The sequence below is a fragment of the Paenibacillus ottowii genome (assembly GCF_050516475.1).
In the GTDB taxonomy this organism is placed as follows: Bacteria; Bacillota; Bacilli; order Paenibacillales; family Paenibacillaceae; genus Paenibacillus; species Paenibacillus ottowii.
This window is the reverse complement of sequence record NZ_CP191577.1, coordinates 4,139,984-4,159,990: the sequence shown is the minus strand read 5'-3', so window position 1 is coordinate 4,159,990 and position 20,007 is coordinate 4,139,984. Positions and strand designations below refer to the sequence as shown.

The 20,007-nt window shown below is 45.6% G+C and carries 14 protein-coding genes and 1 riboswitch; of the genes, 8 read left to right on the top strand and 6 right to left on the bottom strand.

Features of this window, described 5'->3' with window-relative positions:
- Nucleotides 1–2: 2 nt before the first annotated feature.
- Nucleotides 3–692, bottom strand: coding sequence for a thiaminase II (gene tenA, locus ACQQ6X_RS19300; RefSeq protein ID WP_305166631.1), 690 nt, complete (start codon nt 690–692; stop codon nt 3–5).
- A gap of 134 nt (nt 693–826) precedes the next feature.
- A riboswitch (TPP riboswitch) is annotated at nt 827–929 on the bottom strand.
- 70 nt (nt 930–999) lie between these two features.
- Nucleotides 1,000–2,721, bottom strand: coding sequence for an NAD-dependent malic enzyme (locus tag ACQQ6X_RS19295; RefSeq protein WP_305166630.1), 1,722 nt, complete (start codon nt 2,719–2,721; stop codon nt 1,000–1,002).
- A 396-nt stretch (nt 2,722–3,117) separates the two neighbouring features.
- On the opposite strand from ACQQ6X_RS19295, the gene ACQQ6X_RS19290 reads away from it, so the two are divergent.
- From ACQQ6X_RS19290 to ACQQ6X_RS19275, 4 genes are read left to right on the top strand one after another with little or no spacing between them, the layout of a single operon-like run.
- Nucleotides 3,118–4,239 carry a glycosyltransferase gene (locus ACQQ6X_RS19290; RefSeq protein ID WP_305166629.1) on the top strand — a complete coding sequence of 374 codons (1,122 nt, stop codon included), beginning with the start codon at nt 3,118–3,120 and terminating at the stop codon, nt 4,237–4,239.
- A gap of 4 nt (nt 4,240–4,243) precedes the next feature.
- Entirely contained in the window at nt 4,244–5,509 is a 1,266-nt protein-coding gene (locus ACQQ6X_RS19285; RefSeq protein ID WP_305166628.1) for a transporter, read from the top strand.
- Nucleotides 5,493–6,719, top strand: a complete 1,227-nt coding sequence (locus ACQQ6X_RS19280; protein ID WP_305166627.1) for a glycosyltransferase family 4 protein — start codon at nt 5,493–5,495, stop codon at nt 6,717–6,719. Before ACQQ6X_RS19285 ends, ACQQ6X_RS19280 begins: the two co-directional genes overlap by 17 nt.
- Nucleotides 6,679–7,590 (top strand): glycosyltransferase family A protein, encoded by a 912-nt coding sequence (locus ACQQ6X_RS19275; RefSeq protein ID WP_305166626.1) that lies wholly within the window; start codon nt 6,679–6,681, stop codon nt 7,588–7,590. The genes ACQQ6X_RS19280 and ACQQ6X_RS19275 overlap by 41 nt, the downstream gene beginning before the upstream one ends.
- On the opposite strand, the gene ACQQ6X_RS19270 is transcribed toward ACQQ6X_RS19275, so the two are convergent.
- A complete protein-coding gene (locus ACQQ6X_RS19270) occupies nt 7,558–8,262 on the bottom strand; it encodes a response regulator (protein WP_305166625.1) in 705 nt (234 codons plus the stop codon). The two genes, ACQQ6X_RS19275 and ACQQ6X_RS19270, sit on opposite strands and share 33 nt — an antisense overlap.
- A 45-nt stretch (nt 8,263–8,307) precedes the next feature.
- Here ACQQ6X_RS19270 and ACQQ6X_RS19265 point away from each other — a divergent pair, with 45 nt between their 5' ends.
- The 3 genes from ACQQ6X_RS19265 to ACQQ6X_RS19255 are packed head-to-tail and all read left to right on the top strand — an operon-like array spanning nt 8,308 to nt 14,964.
- Entirely contained in the window at nt 8,308–8,754 is a 447-nt protein-coding gene (locus ACQQ6X_RS19265; protein WP_305166624.1) for a hypothetical protein, read from the top strand.
- Nucleotides 8,751–10,484, top strand: a complete 1,734-nt coding sequence (locus tag ACQQ6X_RS19260) for an ATP-binding protein (protein ID WP_305166623.1) — start codon at nt 8,751–8,753, stop codon at nt 10,482–10,484. Before ACQQ6X_RS19265 ends, ACQQ6X_RS19260 begins: the two co-directional genes overlap by 4 nt.
- A gap of 52 nt (nt 10,485–10,536) precedes the next feature.
- Nucleotides 10,537–14,964: a hypothetical protein gene (locus ACQQ6X_RS19255; RefSeq protein ID WP_305166622.1), complete on the top strand. Its 4,428-nt coding sequence runs from the start codon at nt 10,537–10,539 to the stop codon at nt 14,962–14,964.
- Nucleotides 14,965–15,005: 41 nt separating this feature from the next.
- Here the strand turns inward: ACQQ6X_RS19255 and ACQQ6X_RS19250 are convergent, their stop codons facing one another.
- Nucleotides 15,006–15,701 (bottom strand): response regulator transcription factor, encoded by a 696-nt coding sequence (locus ACQQ6X_RS19250; protein WP_305166621.1) that lies wholly within the window; start codon nt 15,699–15,701, stop codon nt 15,006–15,008.
- Nucleotides 15,702–15,862: 161 nt separating this feature from the next.
- Between ACQQ6X_RS19250 and ACQQ6X_RS19245 the strand changes: the two genes are divergently transcribed.
- Nucleotides 15,863–17,218 (top strand): sugar phosphate nucleotidyltransferase, encoded by a 1,356-nt coding sequence (locus tag ACQQ6X_RS19245; protein WP_305166832.1) that lies wholly within the window; start codon nt 15,863–15,865, stop codon nt 17,216–17,218.
- Between the two features lie 196 nt (nt 17,219–17,414).
- On the opposite strand, the gene ACQQ6X_RS19240 is transcribed toward ACQQ6X_RS19245, so the two are convergent.
- Nucleotides 17,415–17,930, bottom strand: coding sequence for a thioredoxin family protein (locus ACQQ6X_RS19240; protein WP_149034076.1), 516 nt, complete (start codon nt 17,928–17,930; stop codon nt 17,415–17,417).
- Between the two features lie 135 nt (nt 17,931–18,065).
- Nucleotides 18,066–19,922 (bottom strand): beta-glucoside-specific PTS transporter subunit IIABC, encoded by a 1,857-nt coding sequence (locus ACQQ6X_RS19235; RefSeq protein WP_305166620.1) that lies wholly within the window; start codon nt 19,920–19,922, stop codon nt 18,066–18,068.
- Nucleotides 19,923–20,007 lie beyond the last annotated feature (85 nt).

Here is a 20,007-nt window from a genome sequence, read left to right as displayed (position 1 = left end):
GATTATTCCAAGACCATAGCGTGCATCTGGACGGGCCATTGTTCCTGTGTATAAGCCATGTCCCAGAACATATATTCCAGCTGACAGCTTAGCATAAAATGCTCAATCATTCGCTCTCGCTCGGCAGTCGAGGCGACTTCGGCCCAAGCATCCACGCGCTCTCGATACTTGGAAGTTACATCTTCAATCTGGTTTCCATAAAAGGAAATCCATTCATAGAACGGATGAGACTCATCCGGCCTGACCTCATCCATTAGCCTGCGTCCAATCTCAAGGTATGTCCATGGACAAGGCAGCAGCACGGCCATGATTTCCCCAAGGCTACCCTCATGCGCGACGGTCAGCATGTGGCGGATATAATGATGAGCGGACGGAGCGAGTGGATATCCCTGCATCTCTTCGTAGGTGACACCTGCGACAGTACAAAAATTTTGATGCGGATGAACCTCGCTGTTAAGAATAAAAGAGATCTGTTCGTTAAATACAGCCATATCCTCCCGGCTCGTGCTTTTGGAGATCGCGATGCCGTAAATCCGCATATAGGCGTTCAAATATTCAAAATCTTGTTTTACATAGTGAATCAGCTGTTCTCTTGTTAAACTTCCCTCAGCAATACCTCTCACAAAGGGATGCTCATAAATGGCTTGAAAAATGCCATCCGCCTGCCGACGGAGCTCTTGCGAAAAACTCATTTTCCCCACCTCCAACAAAAATGGAGAACAAGAAGTCCCGTAAGATACAATTCCCGGAACAACGCCAAAAAGCCGCCCCGAAAACTGGAGCGGCTTCAACATAGGTTCAATGCGCAAAAACGCCTGAAACCTTATATACGAAGGCTCCACTTTCCTACGCTAGTACGAACTAGATCAGGTTCAAAGGGTCCAAGATTCATTCTTGTCTCAGCCATAATGGCTCCCCTAGTGGACTTTCCTATTCTTTTGACTAATACTGTACAATCGTTCCTATGTTATGTCAAACCGCTCTGGATTCCTGGTGAAATTAGTGAGGGTGATGGATTACATTTTCCACGGCTTTGACCTTTACATATTCCGGTTTCCACATCGCACTCCGAATGGCTTGTTCAATATCTGAAATGTGTGCCTGAGCTACCTGATCCTGAATTGCGGCCTTCGCTACCGCAACCGCAACTGCGTACGAAACATCACGCAATTTTCGGATATGGGGCAGCAGCGCACCACCCATTTCATTCGAATCTACGGCGTTGGCAACGGCATCAGCTGCTGCGGTAAACATGGAAGGGGTGATTCTTTTAGCTCTGACTACAATCGCGCCCAGACCCAGTCCTGGGAAAACAAAGGCATTGTTCGCCTGACCAATTTCAAATTTCGTACCGTTATAGGTGACAGGCTCAAAGGGACTTCCAGTAGCAATCAAGGCTTTGCCATCAGTCCACCGTATCAAATCCTCAGGTACCGCTTCAGCAAGGTTGGTAGGATTAGACATGGGCATAATGATCGGTCGTTCTACATGCTTTGCCATTTCCTTGATAATCTCTTCAGAAAAGGCACCAGCTACACCGGAAGTTCCAATCAAGATGGTGGGGTTAACCTGACGGATGACCTCCAGCAACGGTATTTTGCCGTCTTCCGATCGGGACCACGAGCTGACTTCTTCCTTTTTGCGCACATAGGGTTTCTGATAATCCAGTATATCGTTCATATCGTCCGTTAACAGTCCACGATAATCATAGGCCCAAAACGACTTAAATGAATCTTCCTCAGAAAGCCCTTCCTTGATCATAGCGCTCCGTATTTGGTCGGCGTTACCGATTCCAGCTGCCCCCGGGCCAAAGACAAGTATTTTTTGTTCACGCAGCGGGGTTTTGGTGACACCTACCGCTGAAATAATCGCAGCCAGGGTTACTGCTCCCGTGCCCTGGATGTCATCATTAAAGGTGAGAATATTTTGACCGTATTTCCCTATAATATGGCGTGCATTCACGCTGCCTACATCCTCCCAATGCAAAAGCGCCTTCGGGAATTGTGTTAATGCTTTGCTGATAAAGGTATCAATAAATTGATTATAGGCTTCTCCGCGCACTCGTTTGTGGCGGTTTCCGATATACAGCGGATCATTTAGCAGCTTTTCATTATTCGTGCCGACATCCAGTACAATGGGCAGTACCCGCCCGGGGTGAATGCCTGCCGCAGCTGTATATACAGCGAGTTTGCCAATAGCAATGTTAATTCCTCCGACACCCCAGTCACCAATTCCCAAAATACTTTCCGAATCCGTCACGACGATCAGGTCAACATCCTCACTACTCAAGCCGGAATTAGAGAGCGCCTGTCCGATACCATTCGGATGATCTATCGATAAATATACGCCCCCCGGACGGTTGTACTCATGGCTATATTCTTGAATGGCAGTTCCTACAGTTGGTGTGTAGACTACGGGCAGCATCTCACTCAAATGGTCGGTCAGCAGTCGATAATAGAGTACGACATTCCGATTGTGAAGGTCGTTAAGCGAGGCATTTTTACGCAGCATGGTGGGTTGTGCCAGAAATTGCTGATATGCCCGAACACTCTGTTTCTCCAATGAAAGGACAGTGGGAGGAAGAATTCCTTCCAAGCCCAGTTCTTTGCGTTCTTCTTCTGTAAATGCCACACCTTTGTTCAAAAGAGGGTTTGCCAGCACATCCTTCCCTCGCAAGGGAGTAGATAATGACCCATCACGATTGACATAAAATGCTTCCATAGAAGGACCTTCTTTCTCATATTTTGATAATTATTCATGTGAAAAATGACATGTTATCCATAGTATGGACGTGCCAATTGGTTTTATTCATCTATTATGTCTATGACAAAATGACCATATTTGTATCTTTTTATTGATCCCATAGCACCAATTTTGAATTTAAATTCACCTTGTAATCTGTATGTTTTTAGTCCTAATGAATCAGGTCTTAATGCTCTGTTTTTATCAAATATGAAAATTAGTCTTTCTTCTCTTATATGCTTATATATCAAGGGATGTTAGCTATTTTGTTAAAAAAATATGAAGTATTTGGACATTAATTTAATCTTTCTAAGCAAACATTTTTAAATCTTTTTCAACAAAATAGAACTATTCGGAGGAAAAGGAGAGGTTTGTGTGCAGGGACCTATAGCCATTTTTAGTGATAATAACAGGGCTATTGATTATCCCAATGTGATTTGTTTTTACCAATATATACAGTGCGAGGACACGGAGACCGCTTCAGTCTACGAGGATGCATGTTGCTGCTTGATTGATTATAGGGAGCCGGGGCAAGCTGTGTGGAAAGCCAATCAAATCCGTAGCGAATTTCCGCAAATGCCATTGCTATTGGTCACGGATGTAACCGATCCGTTCAGTGATCAGCATATGGTGCAAATTATCGGAGTGGGCCGATTGCGTCTGCTATTTTGGCAAGCCAATGATACCGAAGAAATCCTTTCTGAAATACAAAGCTTGCTCTATCCCGAGTATTCGACCAGAAGCCAGCATGTTGCATTCATCTTGTCTGTATATAACGAAGAGAAGCGTTTTGTTCATGTCAAAACCTTTGCTGAGCGACTGCAAGCCTTTATCCGCAGCCATATTATAGAGGGTTCAATTTATCTCATTGATGATGGTAGCCACGATGGCACGAATGCCTTGATTAAAGCGCTGGGGGCCGCAACGGATTTGTCTGTAAACCGGATTAACCAGAATTTGAGTCCGCTGCTTCAAACAAGGGAATTGGGACGCAATACACGCAAGGCAGGGACGTATCTGGAAGGGATGCGGACCATCGGCGCGGATTACTACGTATTTGTGGATGCGGACGATTCCTTTTTCATAGAGGATATTGCCAGAATGATTAATGTTGTTCAGCAGGGCTACTATGACGTTGTGATTGGAACCAAAGATATGACCGCCGAGAATCGTTCTTTATTGCGATCTATCGTCAGCTTTGGCAAACGAGTCGTTTCCCGTCCCTTTCTACCAACAGGTGTGGTGGATTCCCAGACGGGGCTTAAAGTGATGAGTTCGGTTGCTGTGAAGCGGATGTTTCCACATTTGAAGGAACAACTCGGACTGGCGTTAGATCTGGAGATGATGTTTATTGCCAAGCGACTCCAACTCCGTGTGCTGCAATTACCCGTCAAATGCATTGACCGAGATGGCTCGCACATTCATGTCTGGAAGGATTCCATTCGTTTTTTACGCTCGATCATTGAAATTTGGCGACTGGATCGGCGGGTGAGATAACCACGTGAACAACCGATTGCGTTCGTTGATGTTTCCCCTCTTTAATGTGCTGCTTAACGGATTTAATTTTTTTTTCCACATTGCAGCGAGCTGGTATCTGACCGGACAGGCCTATGGTCAGGCGAACGCGCTGTTGGCCCTTTTTGCACTGTTGTCCGTTTTGGGCTTATCCATCCAGCTATTAACCGCCAAACTGGTATCCAAGGGTGACAAGAACCTTCCACTACGCAGCTTACCGCTCGGTTCTCTATTACTAAAAGCACCTTTGGTGCTAACTGTGCTTGCCATGATCCTTTTACTCTTCCTTCATCCGTTGCTGCGCTCGCTATTGGGCGTCGAATCCAGCCCGCTGTTCATGCTGTATGGCTTGATCGGACTGCATATTCTCGTGAGTTCATGCCGCGGAGATTTACAGGGTAGGGAACGCATGCTAGCGCTCAATGTGAATTATTACATTGAGGTCATAGGGAAACTGAGCCTGTTTTTTGTTCTGGCCGCACTAGGTTTTAAGCTGGAAGCTCTACTGTTGGCAAGTTGCGGAGGAATGCTGCTGTCGCTGCTTCACGGCTGGATCATTTCGGCTCGTGGCTTATCCATAACTACACACAGTGGAGAACGTATCCCTGCTGGGCTATGGAAGTCACTCGGTCAGGATTTTACCGATAGCCTTATGACGAATTTATTCATTCTATTTTGTATCTCCATCGACATGTTGTATGTACAGCATTATTTTCCCGAGCAAGCCAGCAGCTATGCCATTGCACTGAAGTACAGCCAATTGGTCTATTACGTTTCCTATAGCCTGATCGCGGCCTTTATTCCCAAGATCGGTGCGCAGGGGCATGACCGCCAGGCTTTGGGCAAGTTAATTGCCATCTATGCTGGGTTAATGGCTGTAGCTGCGGTGTGTGTATATGTGGGCACGACCTATATTTTCCCATCGTCTATTCCCATATTATTCGGAGCTTCTTACCAGTCAGCTGAGGTCTATATTCCATGGGGAGGCTGGGTGTACTGGTTATTTTCCATCGTGATGTTTTTTGTGCATGTGCACGTATTGGTGGGCAGACGCAAATTTATATTTAGTCTGGTAGCAGGAGTAGCTGTTTTAGTAGCAGCCTTTCATATGGCTCACACAGACCCAGTTGATTTTTTGCTGTCAGAGTTCATTGTTTACGGGGCAATGTCTCTCTATTTTGTGATAGATGCCTATATATATTTATTCAAAATAAAGATAAGGGGGGAGTCACCCCATGAATACCATACTTGAACCAAACGGTAAAACCGTCGTTCTATTGCTTTCCTGGCGAGACATTTGTTCTCCGAAAAGCGGAGGAGCAGAAGTTTTTACCCATGAAATGCTAAAACGCACACAGCAAGATCGTTTTCAGTTCATTCATTTCTCGCCCCATTTTGAGGGGATGCCCGAGCATGAAGTGATTGACGGTATTACGTATATTCGCAAAGGAAACATATACAGTGTTATTTATTATGCGATGCGCTACTACCGTCGTCATCGAAAGCAGATTGACTACGTGATCAATCAGGCGAATACGCATCAGTTTTTTACCCGATTTTGGGTGGAGGCATCCAAACGGATTTTTTTCATACATCAGCTAACAAGGGAAATATGGTATGAAAATGCTCGTTTTCCGCTAAATATGATTGGATTTCATATGGAGCCCCTGATGCTTAAGCTGGCTCGGAAGGATCGGACGCTCACCGTATCCCCGTCTACCCGGTATGATCTGCTTAAGCTGGGCTTTCATCCAGATCGTGTTCACCTTTTACCAGAAGGCATTGAGTTTGATCATTGGCCACGTGAACAATTTTTAACGAAGGAGTCTAATCCGACCTTTATGTATGCAGGACGGTTCGTTAAATATAAAGGCATTGATCTAGTCGTTGAAGCCTTTGGGCAGCTCAAGGAAAAGTTCCCCCAGGCTATGTTATGGATTGCCGGAAAAACCGATAAAACCTATGTGGCAGAGCAATTATTGCCGATTATAGAGCGGTATGGATTGACATATGGAGAACCGGATGAACAGGGGCATTCGCAAGCTGATATTACCTTTTACGGATTTGTTTCAGCAGAGCATAAGCTGGAACTGATGAGTCGTGCCCATGCGCTCGTATTTCCTTCCCTGCGTGAAGGCTGGGGCTTGACGATTACCGAAGCGGCAGCTGTTGGAACACCCAGCATTGTCAGCAACTCCCCCGGTTTGGTGGATGCGACGGATTTCGGGAAAAGCGGCTATTTATGCTTTCACGGGGATATTCGGGGATTATCTGAACAAATGGAAAGAGCGGCAAAGGGTGGCGAAGATTATATGGCCATCCGTGAGCGAGCATATCAATATGCGTTAAGATTCCATTTTGACCATACGGCTGCTGCGTTTGAGCAGTTGATGAAGGATTGGATAGAGGAGGCGGAACAGAGTGGACAAAGTGGTCATTCTCTTCTCCACGTACAACAATGAATGTACGATAGAGCCATGTTTGCGAAGCTGTATGGGGCAAAATTACAAGGATCTGCATATTGTAATTGCTGATGATGGCTCCAATGACCGGACGGTTGAGACGATTCGTATGCTGTCAGCAGGAAATTCGGTGCCCGTAACGGTATTAGAGCTTCCTCATGGAGAGCGGGGAGTTGCGAGGGTCAAGGCCGTTGAGGAAGCAAAACGCTTGGGGGCTGAATACATATTGGTATTGGATTCCGATATGATTTTAGCCGAGCATCTGATCCAGCAGAGCATCGACTTTTTTGACGATCATCAGGATATCGGCGCCTTGGTTGTACCGGAGGAGGCATATTCGGAAGCAAATAATTTTTTTTCCAAAGTGAAGGTTTTCGAGCGGAATGTCATTAATAACGCGGGAGAGACCTTGGGAAAACGTTCGATTGAAGCAGCACGCTTCTGGCGAATGAGCGCTTACGAATCCACAGGCGGCTTCAATGCGGAGCAGATTGCCTTTGAAGAAATACAGCCAACCTTGCGCTATATCGAATCTGGCGGAGTCATTCGCCGGGCGGTATTTACACGGGTATATCATGATGAAAAACAGGTATATCTGCAGGATGTATTACGTAAAAAAGCCTACTACTTTTCGGTGATGGATCGTACGATGTCATCTGAAGAGGGCGGATTGCGGAAGGCGCTGGAACGTTGGTACTTCTTCCGTCCGGTGTTGTATACATGGGGGAATGTGAAAAATTATATCCGCCATCCGTTACTGACGGCGGGGATGCTGTGGATGTATATCTGCCTGACTGTGATTGGGGTAGCCGCCGTGTTAAAAGGCGGCACCCGTCACTCAGGCGATCTCGCTAAGGCGGATAAGGCGTAAGGATGAATGCCCAAGAGTCAGCGTATCCAGCGAGTACAGGTCGGGATCGGAAGATTCCGACTCTGCATACGGTATATACAATGAATGCGGGGTTAACTGAATACCTCTACCGTCAGGATGACGTAGTGAGCAGCCGACAGGATACAGCTCATCAAGTGCAATGTGTACGGCAGTTACGATATCTTGATCATTCAGCAGTACATACGGTCGGTACGGAGCATTCAAAATGCTGTCTATAAATACCGATAGGTCAGAGGCTACGTTCTGATCTGCATGCAGGCTGTTTCGATTGAGCTTAGCCTGATCAAGCGCCTCATACAGTATCTTTTTTAGCGTGTCATCATCCAGTTCCAGCGGTTTCGTCAAAAAACGGAATACGCCGACTTGATTAATGGCCGATAAAATGGACTGCGTATGCAGGTGACCAGATAAAATGATGCGTACGATATGCGGATAATCCTTCTTAATCATACGAAGGAACGTAATTCCGTCCAAACCAGGCATAAGCAGATCAGAAACGACCACATCAATCGGGTGCTGTTCCAGCACTTGCAGGGCTTCTTTAGGCGTGTGAGCGGTATGTAAGGTGAAGCTTTCTTGCGTCAATGTCCGTTCAAGCAGGGACAGCACCATAGGACTGTCGTCAACAAATAGAATGTTTTGGGGTGTCATAAGAACTGCGCAACTCCAATCAGGAAGTAAGAAATGAGGAACTACATGTATAATATCAGCGTTTTGGCATTTTTAAAAGATGTCAATACAGAACGGGCGTTGCGTCTTTTTTGTGAACGATTTGATTCGGCTGAGCATGCGCTTTGGGAAAAAGGGATGCGTCTTTTTCACCAGTATCATGCTGCGCGGCATACAGGGGTGACTCTGGCTGTCTCCCGCGCACTCCAGCATATGGACGACCGACATGATATTTACGTTGTTGATCTGCGAGCATATGGCGAGGAAGAGTTGGATCGCTTATACATCGCTAAAACATGCGAGTTGATCCTGCTGACGGACGGGGCAACGGAGACCGCTACGAGGTTTGCCGCCCTTCAGCGCCGCACCCCCCGGTTGCTGTGCGCGCGTCTACCGCTGGTCAGCTACGAACTGGAATGCCTGATGCAAGCGATCTTGAGTCGTCTTGAACAAAATGGAGGGGACAGGGCATGAAGCAATGGGCATTGCTGAAACCAAGTTGGCAAAAGCTGATCCTGTACCTGATCGTTTTATGTGTGACCGTGTTCTTGGCCGCAGTGCTACAATGGTTTGTCATGCGGCAATTCAGCGGTCACTTGGCGGAAATTCGGAACGAGCAGCTCCAGTATGAGGTCCAGGAACTGTCTGGCAGCATAACAGAGCGTTATGCCGCATGGCAGGCTGAACTGAAGGAGCTGTCGTCCAATCTGGGCAGAGAGATGCTGAATCAGAGAACACGTCAATATGCTGAGGGATTTAAGCGTGAGAGCGGGTCTTTTTATGTACTGGATGAACAGTATCATGTGCTGGTCGGACGTGACAATCGTGAGATGAGGAGTGCAGTCCAACAGATTAAATGGCTGCAAAATGGTTGTGCAGTAAGCTCTTTTGTGACTAAGGACCATCAGCCAGCCCAGTACATAGCGTGCAGGATTCAAGGAGCGCAAACGGGCGGTTTTATGGTGCGCACGGTTGACGCTGAAATGCTCAGCGGAATTATTAAAAGTAAGCCGGTGAATCCGCACGAGATTTTATTTTATAACGATCAATTCAAAATTGTAGCTTCCCGCAATACTCCCGATATCAACCGGACGGACATCACAGGTGTAACCCGGAGGCTGCTGGAGGGCAATACAGGCATCGTTGAAGATCGTGGAGAGAAATACGGAATAGGATTCAGCCGCATTGGAGATGAGGCCCTTTACATATCGGTTAAGGATGTCAGTCAGGACACTGCCCAGCGAATTAGCTCCTTTCGCAAGCAGTTGTGGATGGTGATGGCTTTAATACTTATGATTCTGTGGGTCATGCTCATCCAGTTCCGCAAACGGATTGTGAAAGATGCCATTGTGAACAATCAAGTGCGTGACCAGCGGCGGGATGAAGATATGCGGCAGCAACAGGACACATATTATTTGCCTTTAATGCAGACGATTGAGCAACAGCTACGAGAGCTGCAAGAACAGACTAGCCGACTCACCGGTGGCGATGATTTAAAGCTGTTGGGATTTTATCAAGATCTGGCCAACCGCTTTGAAGTGGCTTCCAGTCAGGGAAAAGGAGCATCCCATGAGGAATTGGAGTATTTCCGCGAGCTGAATGAAAATTTCATCAAGGGTCGTCTCAGACAGGAATCGTCACTAGGAGAGTTGCTGACTGGCGTACGTAGCTTGCGTGATGATTTGGAAGAGAAAATGCATGATAATAGCGGAATCAGCTTCACGGATATGAATGAGGTATTGTCCGAATCGCTGAAATGGGCGAACCGTTCGCTGAATATGAAGCACATTCAAGTGACCTTGCGGCAAGAGCCAGTTCCATCGATTGCAGCACAAGCGCCCATGCTGTACAAGACGATTCAGGGGCTGCTGGAAAATGCTGTGCAGGCCATGAACCAAGACGGAGAGCAATCGGAGGATCAGGTCCGGGGTCGGACAGGGCTGCGGTCCAAGCGGCAATCGCATATGCTTAAGATTAGCTCACGACTGGAAGAAGCTGAAATTATGGTTATCATTGAAGACACAGGCGGCGGGATTGATGATAAGATGCGTTGGAGCTATTTCCAGCCGGACTATTCTCAAAACTCACAGGAGCATACGTTCAGCCTATATCACATGGACGCATATCTGAAGACTATAGGTGGTCGCTTAAAGCTGCGTAATACCGATCAGGGCTTGCAGGCCATCGTTCATTTGAGAAGATAGACCCACAAGATAACCAACAGATAGACAAGAAGCTCAAGAGAGGGGGACAAGCATGAAAAAATGGATATTTCGCTACCGCTACGATATGGCGGCAATCCTATTGATGCTGGTTGCGATTGTTGCATATCTTGCCCCCATCTATGGACCCGGACAAATCGTGTTCAGCGACATTGCCTTTGGATCCACCTCTCATCGCTATCTGGAGGAAATAACCGGGGTATGGAACGAACGATGGTCTACCTCGACCCTGTTCAATGCCCCACGGATTCTGTACATCTTGCCCTTCTATGGACTTTCACTATTATTTGATGAGAGCGGCCCGGTCTTGCTCAAGTCGTTTATCACAGGCTTGTTATTTGTTTCGGCATTTTCGATGTATGCCTTTGCCAAGCGACTGGTCAGCGTGTATTATTCACCAAGCTTTACGAAAACCCGTATTTTTGCCATTATGGTGGGTTCGTTGTTTTATGCACTGAATCCGTGGGTTATTTTTCGCATCCAGCATATTTATTTGCTTTGTGGCTATAGTTTGTTTCCGTTAATGCTGCGATTTTTTTTCAGTGCGGTGGACCCCAAGTTTCAAATTCAACAAATTAAAAACTATCATCCCCATAAATTGTATCAGCGGAACTGGATTGACCTGTTCCTGCTGGCTGCGGTATTTACCGTTAGTGCTGCGGCCATTCATTATTTTTTCTTCGGGATGATTTATTTGGGATTGTTCACCATGTTGCTCCTGCTCAAACTGACCTGGACCCATCGTAAAGCTGGGCGCGCCTATTTACAGCTCTTATACGGTAATTTTTTGCGTAAAGGCATGATTTTTGGTGTGTTTTTCGGTCTGCTCAGTTTTTATTGGTTGTCCTTGTATGTAGGCAGCATGTTGATGGACGCCCAAGCGTCTCAGCATAATATCAACGTCGTGGATACGTTGTCTCTGTTTAGCCGTAACAGCAGTTTGTATAATGTGGGTTATTTACTGAGCTATTGGTGGCCCATGTTCTCTTTTTCCTCACTGCCTGCAATGTTTTATGTAGGTGGGGGATTCTTATTGCTATTGATCGGGTACGCGATGGTGACACGTTCACATAAAAATCCGATTATTTTGATTTTCTCGCTCCTTACGCTGTTGTTTATGGTTGCGGCTACAGGAACGACGTTTCCGTCCATTGCCAAGTGGTTTGTTATTCTGGTTACGAAAACCCCTGTGATTGGCTCAGTTTTCCGTGATCCTAACAAATTTATTGGGCTGCTTTCCCTTAATTTCGGCGTGCTGCTGACCTTTGGCGTTATTCAATGTATGGAATGGTTTGGATCATCGCCACTTCAGCGTGTGTATAAAAAGCTGGCGGTTGTTATCGTCGTCTTGTGTCTGGGCGTGTATTTGGCTCCCTTGCGCACCCAATTCATTGAGGGCTACTACAAGCCGGTACAAGTGCCGGAGGCTTATAGTCAAATGGCTGAAAAGCTGACTGATCCGGATCGTTTTGACAGCAAGGCACTGTATTTTCCGATTGCTGACAATATGATTCAAAGCTATAACGGAGTAGCGACACCCAAATGGAATAAAGGAAAAACGGCCACTGAGAAGGCGACTGGAGATTTTCAGGTGTACTCTTCTCCGAAAAATACGATCTTTCATCATGAAGGCAACGATCCCGGTATTACATACTATATGAATTTTCTGCAGTATGTCATGGACAACGGATTAAGCTCACGATTAGGCTGGCTATTCTCTACCTTTGGGGTTAACCAGTTGGTCTACCATGATGAATATGAGGGACAGGAGCAGCGGCAGGATTTTCACCTGTCTCAGCTGGAAGGTCAGACCGGGCTGAAACGTACGTACGAGAACGACTTATTTTCCATATTCAATCTTGACCAGGCACCGCCCTATATGAATATTCTTGCAAGTAAAATTGTGACTCCTTACGGATTTAGCCGATTGGAGAGCTACAGTCATTTGCCTGGTTTTGATTTTAGCCGCTTTGGCGTGTTGTTCAGCGCGTTGAAGCCTGAGTTAAACACCATTCAGACGGTCAACAAAGGGGATTATGTGGAAGCAGCCTCCTTTAATGACTTGCTGTTGTCACAGCTTCCAGCAGAGGATTACTTGCGTCCTTTTGATGCCATTGAGGATGGCAATGCTTTTCTGAAATGGTCCAAAACCTTTGCTTCAACCAACGATTGGTTATGGTATTTATCTTCTCAGAATATAAGAAACTTCCCGTTTGATATGGAGATGGATGCAGGGATTGCAGTCACTTTTGCCAGTAGGAAGCTGGATGTGGCGCCCTATCAGATGAGCAGTATTGAAGGGAAAACGGTGCTGGATTTTGACTCGATGCTGAGAACTGAAACCTTTTTCAAGCCGGATAATCCGCAGTTGTTCAGTGTGCAGGCTAACCCTCGTGAGGAATCCAACGATGTGCCTACACTGCACGGCGAGATTATGAAAGGAGATCCGAGTAATATATGGCAGGTTGCCAGATCGGGATTACTGGAAGCCAAGGAAAATAACCCGTATCAGTTCCACATCACCGTTTCTGGTCGCGGGACGAACAAAATGCATGTAAAAATGAGGTTTTATGATAAGCAAATGCGTGAGCTGGGGGTTAGCTATGTCGTGGCACCTTCAGAGGGCTATAACTTTGACAGTGTAAAATTTTACGGGGAATACGTCTCACCTCCTGGAAGCTATTGGATGCGGATGGATTTGTTAACCCTCCAGCGTCCACAGCAAAAAAATTACTGGTGGATTCATGATATCCAGCTGCGTGATTTGGGGCAGTATAGCAAGCCCAACACGTTTACGATGCACAAAAAATTGGATCAGTCTCAAACCTCACATGTATATGCTAGAGTGTTCATGAATAAGGCAGGCGGGAAATTGCAAGTCACACTGCCGGATGGAGCGGTTAACATCAAGACCCATGATGAGGGATTAAATCAATTCCAATGGGTCGATCTGGGAGAGCATGTTTTTCCCAAAGGAGATTCTCCGGTCACAGTGAATAACCTGCAAGGCTTTAATGCGGTTAATCAATTTGCGATTGTCCCTGTGGATCAGCTGGATCAATTATCATTTCCGGTGGAACAGGCACTGAAGCGGGGCAAGCTCTTTTTCACCTTGGAGGCAGAGAGCGATTTTAACGCCCAAGGGAACGTGCAGACAGAACGTGCGCTACCAAGACTTAGTATGGGGCGGGGGATCAGCTACCAAAAAGGGACATTAAGCAGAGAAGTGGAAGTCGCCAAAACAGGAACCTATAGCACAGCAATTTTGGCTAATCTGCCTGCCGGATACAAGGGATCATTAACAATGAAATGGACGAATGAAGAAACTGGAAAACTACTGACCAGAACGATTCGTACGGGTGAGACGTATAAGCAGTTACCCGCTACCTCAATATCCGAAAAGCAAGTTATTGAAACGGTGCCTAATCAGGATGGTTTTGCCAAGAAAATCATACAAATTCCCGGTCTGCTGAATGATTATGGCCGGATCGAATTTAGAAATCTGTTCTTAACCAAGGGAAAATATCGCTTAACCCTTATCCTGGACAGTCAGGTACCGTCATTGAGTGGTTTTGAAGATATTCATCGAATGAACGGGCAGGAAGTGACCGTGATGCCTGGGCAGGACACGAAGGAATCATTGAGTACGGATGTTGGATGTGTAGCAGATATTCGACCTGGCCAGACGAATCTGTCCGTCAAGGATCAAGAACTGTCTATCCGTTACGCACCTAGCTATTCCTGTGACTGGAATATTTATGCGTCCAAAAAAATGAAGGCAGAGCCATTGCAAGAGTATGCCGTGCAGTTGGATGCGCGATCAGAAGAAATTGGAAGTCGGCACATGAAGGTCATTTTTTTAAATAAAATGTCCCAAGTTCTTCAAACCTCTTATATTGATGAGGTAGAGGAGAGAGATAAGGAGCAATGGAATCATTATGATCAAATAGTGAAGGCTCCGGCAGGAACTGCCTTGATGCAGTTTCAGATATTGGCGCATGCGCACAAGAAACAGTCAGGCTTGTTTCAAATGAAGCAATATTCCATCATTCCTTATCAAGCGATGATTACAGTGGATCAATTTACGCTGTTTGAGGGAACGGATATGGATACCTTTTTTATGGCACCACATGCTGCGGAAAACATTCAGGCTACTCGTGAAAATTCCATGGAACGCAGCTTTACGCTGTATAATCCAATGCATCAGCAGGTGCTCATCCGGGAGACAGAATCACCTAATCCACTCTGGGAGTTCAGGCTGGGTAGCGAGAATCAACGAGCGCGTCTATCTGTGAATGGAGTAACGACCGGATTTATAACGAATGGAAGCGGAAACGGTAAGGTTATCATTATTTTAGCTTCTGCTTACCGTTTCGGCTGGGTACTGTTTGTCATAGGAATATTGGGTGGAGCAGCTTGTTTTCTTCCTTATGGGCGATGGAGAAGGCGGAAGCTTCCATAAAGAAGTAAGCTGCCCAGAGAGGCCAGACAGCTACGATACAGCTACATCTCGTATTTGTAGCCTCTACCCCAAACGGTACGGATATGCTGAGGATTTTTAGGATCACGTTCAATCTTTTTGCGGAGGCTGGAGATATGTACGTCGATGGTACGATCCAGATAAGCGCAGTCTCCGCCTTTAACTCGATCCATCAGCTCGCTGCGGGTAAAAACTTTCCCTGGGTTGCTGGACATCTCTTTTATAATGGAAAATTCAATGTGAGTAACTTCGATTTCCTGGTCATCGACCAACAGGCTATGGCGGTAATCATTCACCCAGACTCTTACCTTCTTAAGCCTTTGAGTGCTCGTTTGTGATTCAGTGAGCATATTGCTGCCACTGCGGCGCAGCAAGGCTTTGATGCGGGCGTTTAACTCTCTCAGACTGAAGGGTTTGCATAAAAAGTCATCTGCTCCGTCGTCTAGTGCCTTTATTCTTGTATTTAGCAGGGTGTTATTAGAGATGACGAGCACGGGAACCGTGGTAAATTGACGGATGTGATTGATCAGCTCACATTCGACTTTACCGGAAAACATTAGAGCGGTCACAATAATATCCGGTTTAAAGTGCATTAATGTAGGAATTGCGAGCTTACAATCATAGATTAGTTCGGTCTGATAGCCTTCCTCTTGAAGATGAAGAGCTATCATATCAGCCAAACTTTTTTGGCCTTCAATGATGAGTATTTTTGTAGACATGACTGACATCTCCTGTACGGACAAAGATACAAATAACATGGCATAACGATGTATGTTCTACGATGTTACATACTTATGTATTCGGCAAAAGCACGAAAAGCAAACAGCTTTATAATGTAAGAAAAATATTAACTTAAAGGAAGAAGGTTGCATCTTTGCGAATGATTTTATTATCCGGAGGGTCGGGTAAACGTCTATGGCCCTTATCCAATGTGAACCGCCCTAAGCAGTTTCTTTCCATCCTACGTCATGACGAGCGACCAGAAAGCATGCTGCAACGGATATGGAGACAGTTAGATGAGGCGGATTTGGCAGATCAAGCTTATTTTTCTACGAGTGGAACTCAGGTCGAACTGATTCAGGGGCAAATTGGCGGAGACGCTGTGGTCATTGAAGAGCCGACTCAGCGGGATACCTTCCCGGCCATTTCCCTGGCTACGGCTTACTTGCATGATGTTGTGGGCGCATCACGCGACGAAATCGTAGGGGTCATGCCGGTAGATGGCTATGCGGGGGATGAATTTTTCGAACATCTGCGCAGGCTTCCTTCGATATTAGAGCAATCCGGAAGCCATATTGCATTGATGGGGGCTGTCCCAACGGAGCCCTCGGACAAATATGGATACATTGTGCCTTCAGCACCTTTGCTTGACCAGGAATACTATAGAGTGAGTTCATTTGTAGAAAAGCCCGAGCTGATCCGATCTGAAGCATTAATCCGTGAAGGAGCTTTATGGAATTGCGGAGTGTTTGCTTTTAGACTTGGCTTTTTATTGGATGTGCTGGCGCAAATGGGTTTACCCGCCGATTACGAGTCACTTTCGACAAATTATGCGGATTTGCCTAAGACCAGCTTTGATATTGCGGTAGTGGAGCACACTCGTAAACTCTCCGTGCTCCCCTATCATGGAGAGTGGAGGGATTTGGGGACATGGGATTCGTTAGTGCGGGAAGTGAGTTCAAAGCTGAATGGCCCCGGGTATATTTCAGAAGCATCACATGACTCGCATATCATCAATGAACTGGAGATTCCGGTCAGCATCTGGAATGTCCCCAACATTATTGTCGTTGCTGGGCCAGATGGTGTGTTGGTTACGGATCGACAATCATCCACAGGAATTAAGGATATGGTAGCTGAAATCGAAATTGGACCGCGTTTTGAGGAGCGCTTTTGGGGGAAGCAAACGGTCTTATCCCATCAACAAGCAGCCAGCGGGTTACAAACGGTCACCAAACGTGTTGTCATTTCGAACGGGAGATTTATCAGTTATCATGAACATCAGTTCCGAAAAGAAGTGTGGACCATCGTTTCAGGAACCGGAAGCGTCTGTATCGATGGGATGACACAGACTGTCAGCCCTGGTATGGTCATCGTTGTAGAACCGGGTACCAAGCATTTTATAGGAGCCGTAGAGGGAGATTTGGAATTCATTGAGTCACAGATCGGACATATCGTATCCGAAACAGATATTATCCGATATGAATTTCCCGATTCGGTGGATGCTCGTATTGTATAAGGGGCTCAGAATGTAGGAACGAATGGGTAAAAACGAGGTACATACGAAGCCTACGAGGAGAGCTAGGAACTATTTTTTAACCAAGCTTTGACGACTAGGAATTCTCAATAAAAAGGTATTCATGCGTTGTTCGCTTGAATACCTTTTTTGCATGGACAGCTCGTATTGTTCTTAATGAAATGAATAGGAAAGAGGCTTATAAAATGAGCTTTTTGGAGGTTAGCCACTCTTTGACGGCATCTGTACTGAGATCTCTTTTCGGTGTCCATTCTATTTTATCCACCAGCTTGCCGTTTCTGAATTCTGCAATCGTGGGAGTATATTTTACGTTGTAATCGGCTTTAAATTTATCCCATTGGGATTTGTCCTTATGAATCTTGTGAACGTTCAAAAAAGTAATTTTGGAGCCTAGATTATACTGTTCGATCATCTTGTTAAAGTTAGGCTCAAACCGATTGCAGTCGCCACAACTGGGTCTGCCAATATAGACAAAAACACTTTGATCCTGCTGAATTAATTGTTTAAAACCATTGATTGTAACCGCATTCAAGTGGTCATATATTTCGGGGTAATTGCTTTTGCTCGCTTGGATCTCTTTATTTTTCTGCTGAACTACCTGCTCTAGGTCTTGAAATTTGACTACAGCTGAAATAGCAATACCAATGATAAGCAATACAATGACACTTAACCCGGCGATATATCCTTTTTTCACAGAAATCCTCCTTTTTTTACAATCTCAAACTCACAATATATGATATTTCCATTTTTAGCTGTAACACTTGTCTCATAATGCATAAAAAAGAAGCCTTCCATTTTGGAAAGCTTCTTTTAGTCGCAACGTTACATGTTAGACCACAACAGTCAACAAGTAATCTTCACGTTTCACTTCAGGTTCTATTGTGCTCAGTACATCCAGGTATTGAGCAGAATTGGTTATGATGATTGGCGTAGTCGTTGTATAGCCTGCCGCTTTAATTTGTTCGATATCAAATTCAAGCAACAATTGCCCTTGCTTTACCACATCACCCTCTTTGACGCGTTTGTCAAAGAACTGTCCTTTCAGCTTCACCGTATTAACACCAACGTGAATCAGAATTTCTGCTCCGTCATTGGAAGTAATACCGATGGCATGTCCGGTCGGGAATACGGTCGTAATTGTTCCGTTAACAGGGGATGTCAGCACACCCTCTGTAGGATCGATCAGGATACCTTTTCCCATAGCGCCTGAAGCAAAGGCAACATCAGAGGATTGTTCCAATGGCAGCACTTTACCTTGCAGCGGACTTACGAGAATTTCTTTTTCAATAGCTGCTTCTTTCTTTGCGGGTGCAGCTTCTGTTTTTGCAGTTTCTTCTTTCGGATCATCAAAGCCCAAAATCATAACCAACACAACTGCAAGTACAAAGGCAACGAGTAAGCCGATGACAACCCACAAGAATCCAGCTCCAAAATAAGTTGGCAATGCTAGCAAACTAGGCAGGGAGAAGGACTTTGCAGTTGCTCCGCCGGAAGCGATAATAGCGCCCCCGATACCACCAGAAATACAAGCGTAAATGAAAGGCTTTTTCAATTTCAAAGTTACGCCATAAATCGTAGGCTCAGTAATCCCGAATACAGCTGCCAGTGTGGAGGAACCAGCCAATGCTTTCATTTGAGTATTTCGTGATTTCAGGAATACCCCCAGTGTTGCACCTGCTTGAGAAAGTACGGCTGCTGTAAGCATTGGAAGCATCGTGTCATAACCCAATGTTGAAATATTGGACAGCATGATTGGAACGAAGCCCCAGTGTACACCGAAAATAACAAATACTTGCCAGAATGCCCCGGCAACAGCTCCAGCAATCAATGGGCTTAAATTGTATACCCATGTAAAACCATTCGCCAAGCCTTGACTGATCAGGTTACCGACTGGACCAAAGGCCAAAAACGTCAATGGAACAACGACCAGCAGTGATAGCATAGGTACGATAATGTTTTTTACCGATTGATGAACAAAGGAATTAAACCAACGTTCTACATAGGATTGTACCCATACCGCAAGAATAATGGGGATTACGCTGGAACTGTATTTAATTAAAATGATTGGAATCCCGAGAAAAGCCAGTTTTGCCGGATTGTCCACCGCTGCAATCACATCCGGGTAGACGAGTGCTCCAGCAACTGCAACGGATACAAAGGCATTGGTCTTAAATTTACGGGATGATGTAATAGCCAGGAATATAGGCAAGAAATAAAATACACTGTCTGAAGCGGCGTTCAGAATGAGATACGTACCGCTTGCAGTATCAATCCAATGGAGCGACGAAATTAAGGCCATAATCCCTTTGAGCAAACCTGCTCCGGCAAGAGCGCCCAAGAGAGGAGAGAAAATGCTCGAAATGATATCGACTGCTTTGCCAAGAACATTCGTTTTTTCGGAAGAATCTTCTTTTTTCGCATTTGGATTGTCCGCATCCTGCAGATTTGTTTCTGCCATCATATGCTCAAACACTTGACCTACATTGTTACCGATGACCACTTGGAACTGGCCGCTGCTTTCCACAACTGTAATGACACCAGGCGTTGCTTCCAGTGCAGCTTTGTCTGCTTTTGTACGATCTTTTAATTTAAATCTCAAGCGTGTAGCGCAATGGAATACCGAATTGACATTCTCTTCGCCGCCAACGAGAGTTACTATTTTTTTAGATAGCTCTTTATCACTCATGTTCAGAACTCCTTAAGTGTTATTCTTGCTACTGATAGGATTTATCGTTTACTTTTGTTGCTAAGATGCGCCGGCGTGCATCTTT

Coding starts and splice junctions, on each gene's coding strand:
- tenA (WP_305166631.1), bottom strand. CDS start 692: ATGAGTTTTTCGCAAGAGCTCCGTCGGCAGGCGGATGGCATTTTTCAA.
- ACQQ6X_RS19295 (WP_305166630.1), bottom strand. CDS start 2,721: ATGGAAGCATTTTATGTCAATCGTGATGGGTCATTATCTACTCCCTTG.
- ACQQ6X_RS19280 (WP_305166627.1), top strand. CDS start 5,493: ATGAATACCATACTTGAACCAAACGGTAAAACCGTCGTTCTATTGCTT.
- ACQQ6X_RS19270 (WP_305166625.1), bottom strand. CDS start 8,262: ATGACACCCCAAAACATTCTATTTGTTGACGACAGTCCTATGGTGCTG.
- ACQQ6X_RS19265 (WP_305166624.1), top strand. CDS start 8,308: ATGTATAATATCAGCGTTTTGGCATTTTTAAAAGATGTCAATACAGAA.
- ACQQ6X_RS19260 (WP_305166623.1), top strand. CDS start 8,751: ATGAAGCAATGGGCATTGCTGAAACCAAGTTGGCAAAAGCTGATCCTG.
- ACQQ6X_RS19255 (WP_305166622.1), top strand. CDS start 10,537: ATGAAAAAATGGATATTTCGCTACCGCTACGATATGGCGGCAATCCTA.
- ACQQ6X_RS19250 (WP_305166621.1), bottom strand. CDS start 15,701: ATGTCTACAAAAATACTCATCATTGAAGGCCAAAAAAGTTTGGCTGAT.
- ACQQ6X_RS19245 (WP_305166832.1), top strand. CDS start 15,863: ATGATTTTATTATCCGGAGGGTCGGGTAAACGTCTATGGCCCTTATCC.
- ACQQ6X_RS19235 (WP_305166620.1), bottom strand. CDS start 19,922: ATGAGTGATAAAGAGCTATCTAAAAAAATAGTAACTCTCGTTGGCGGC.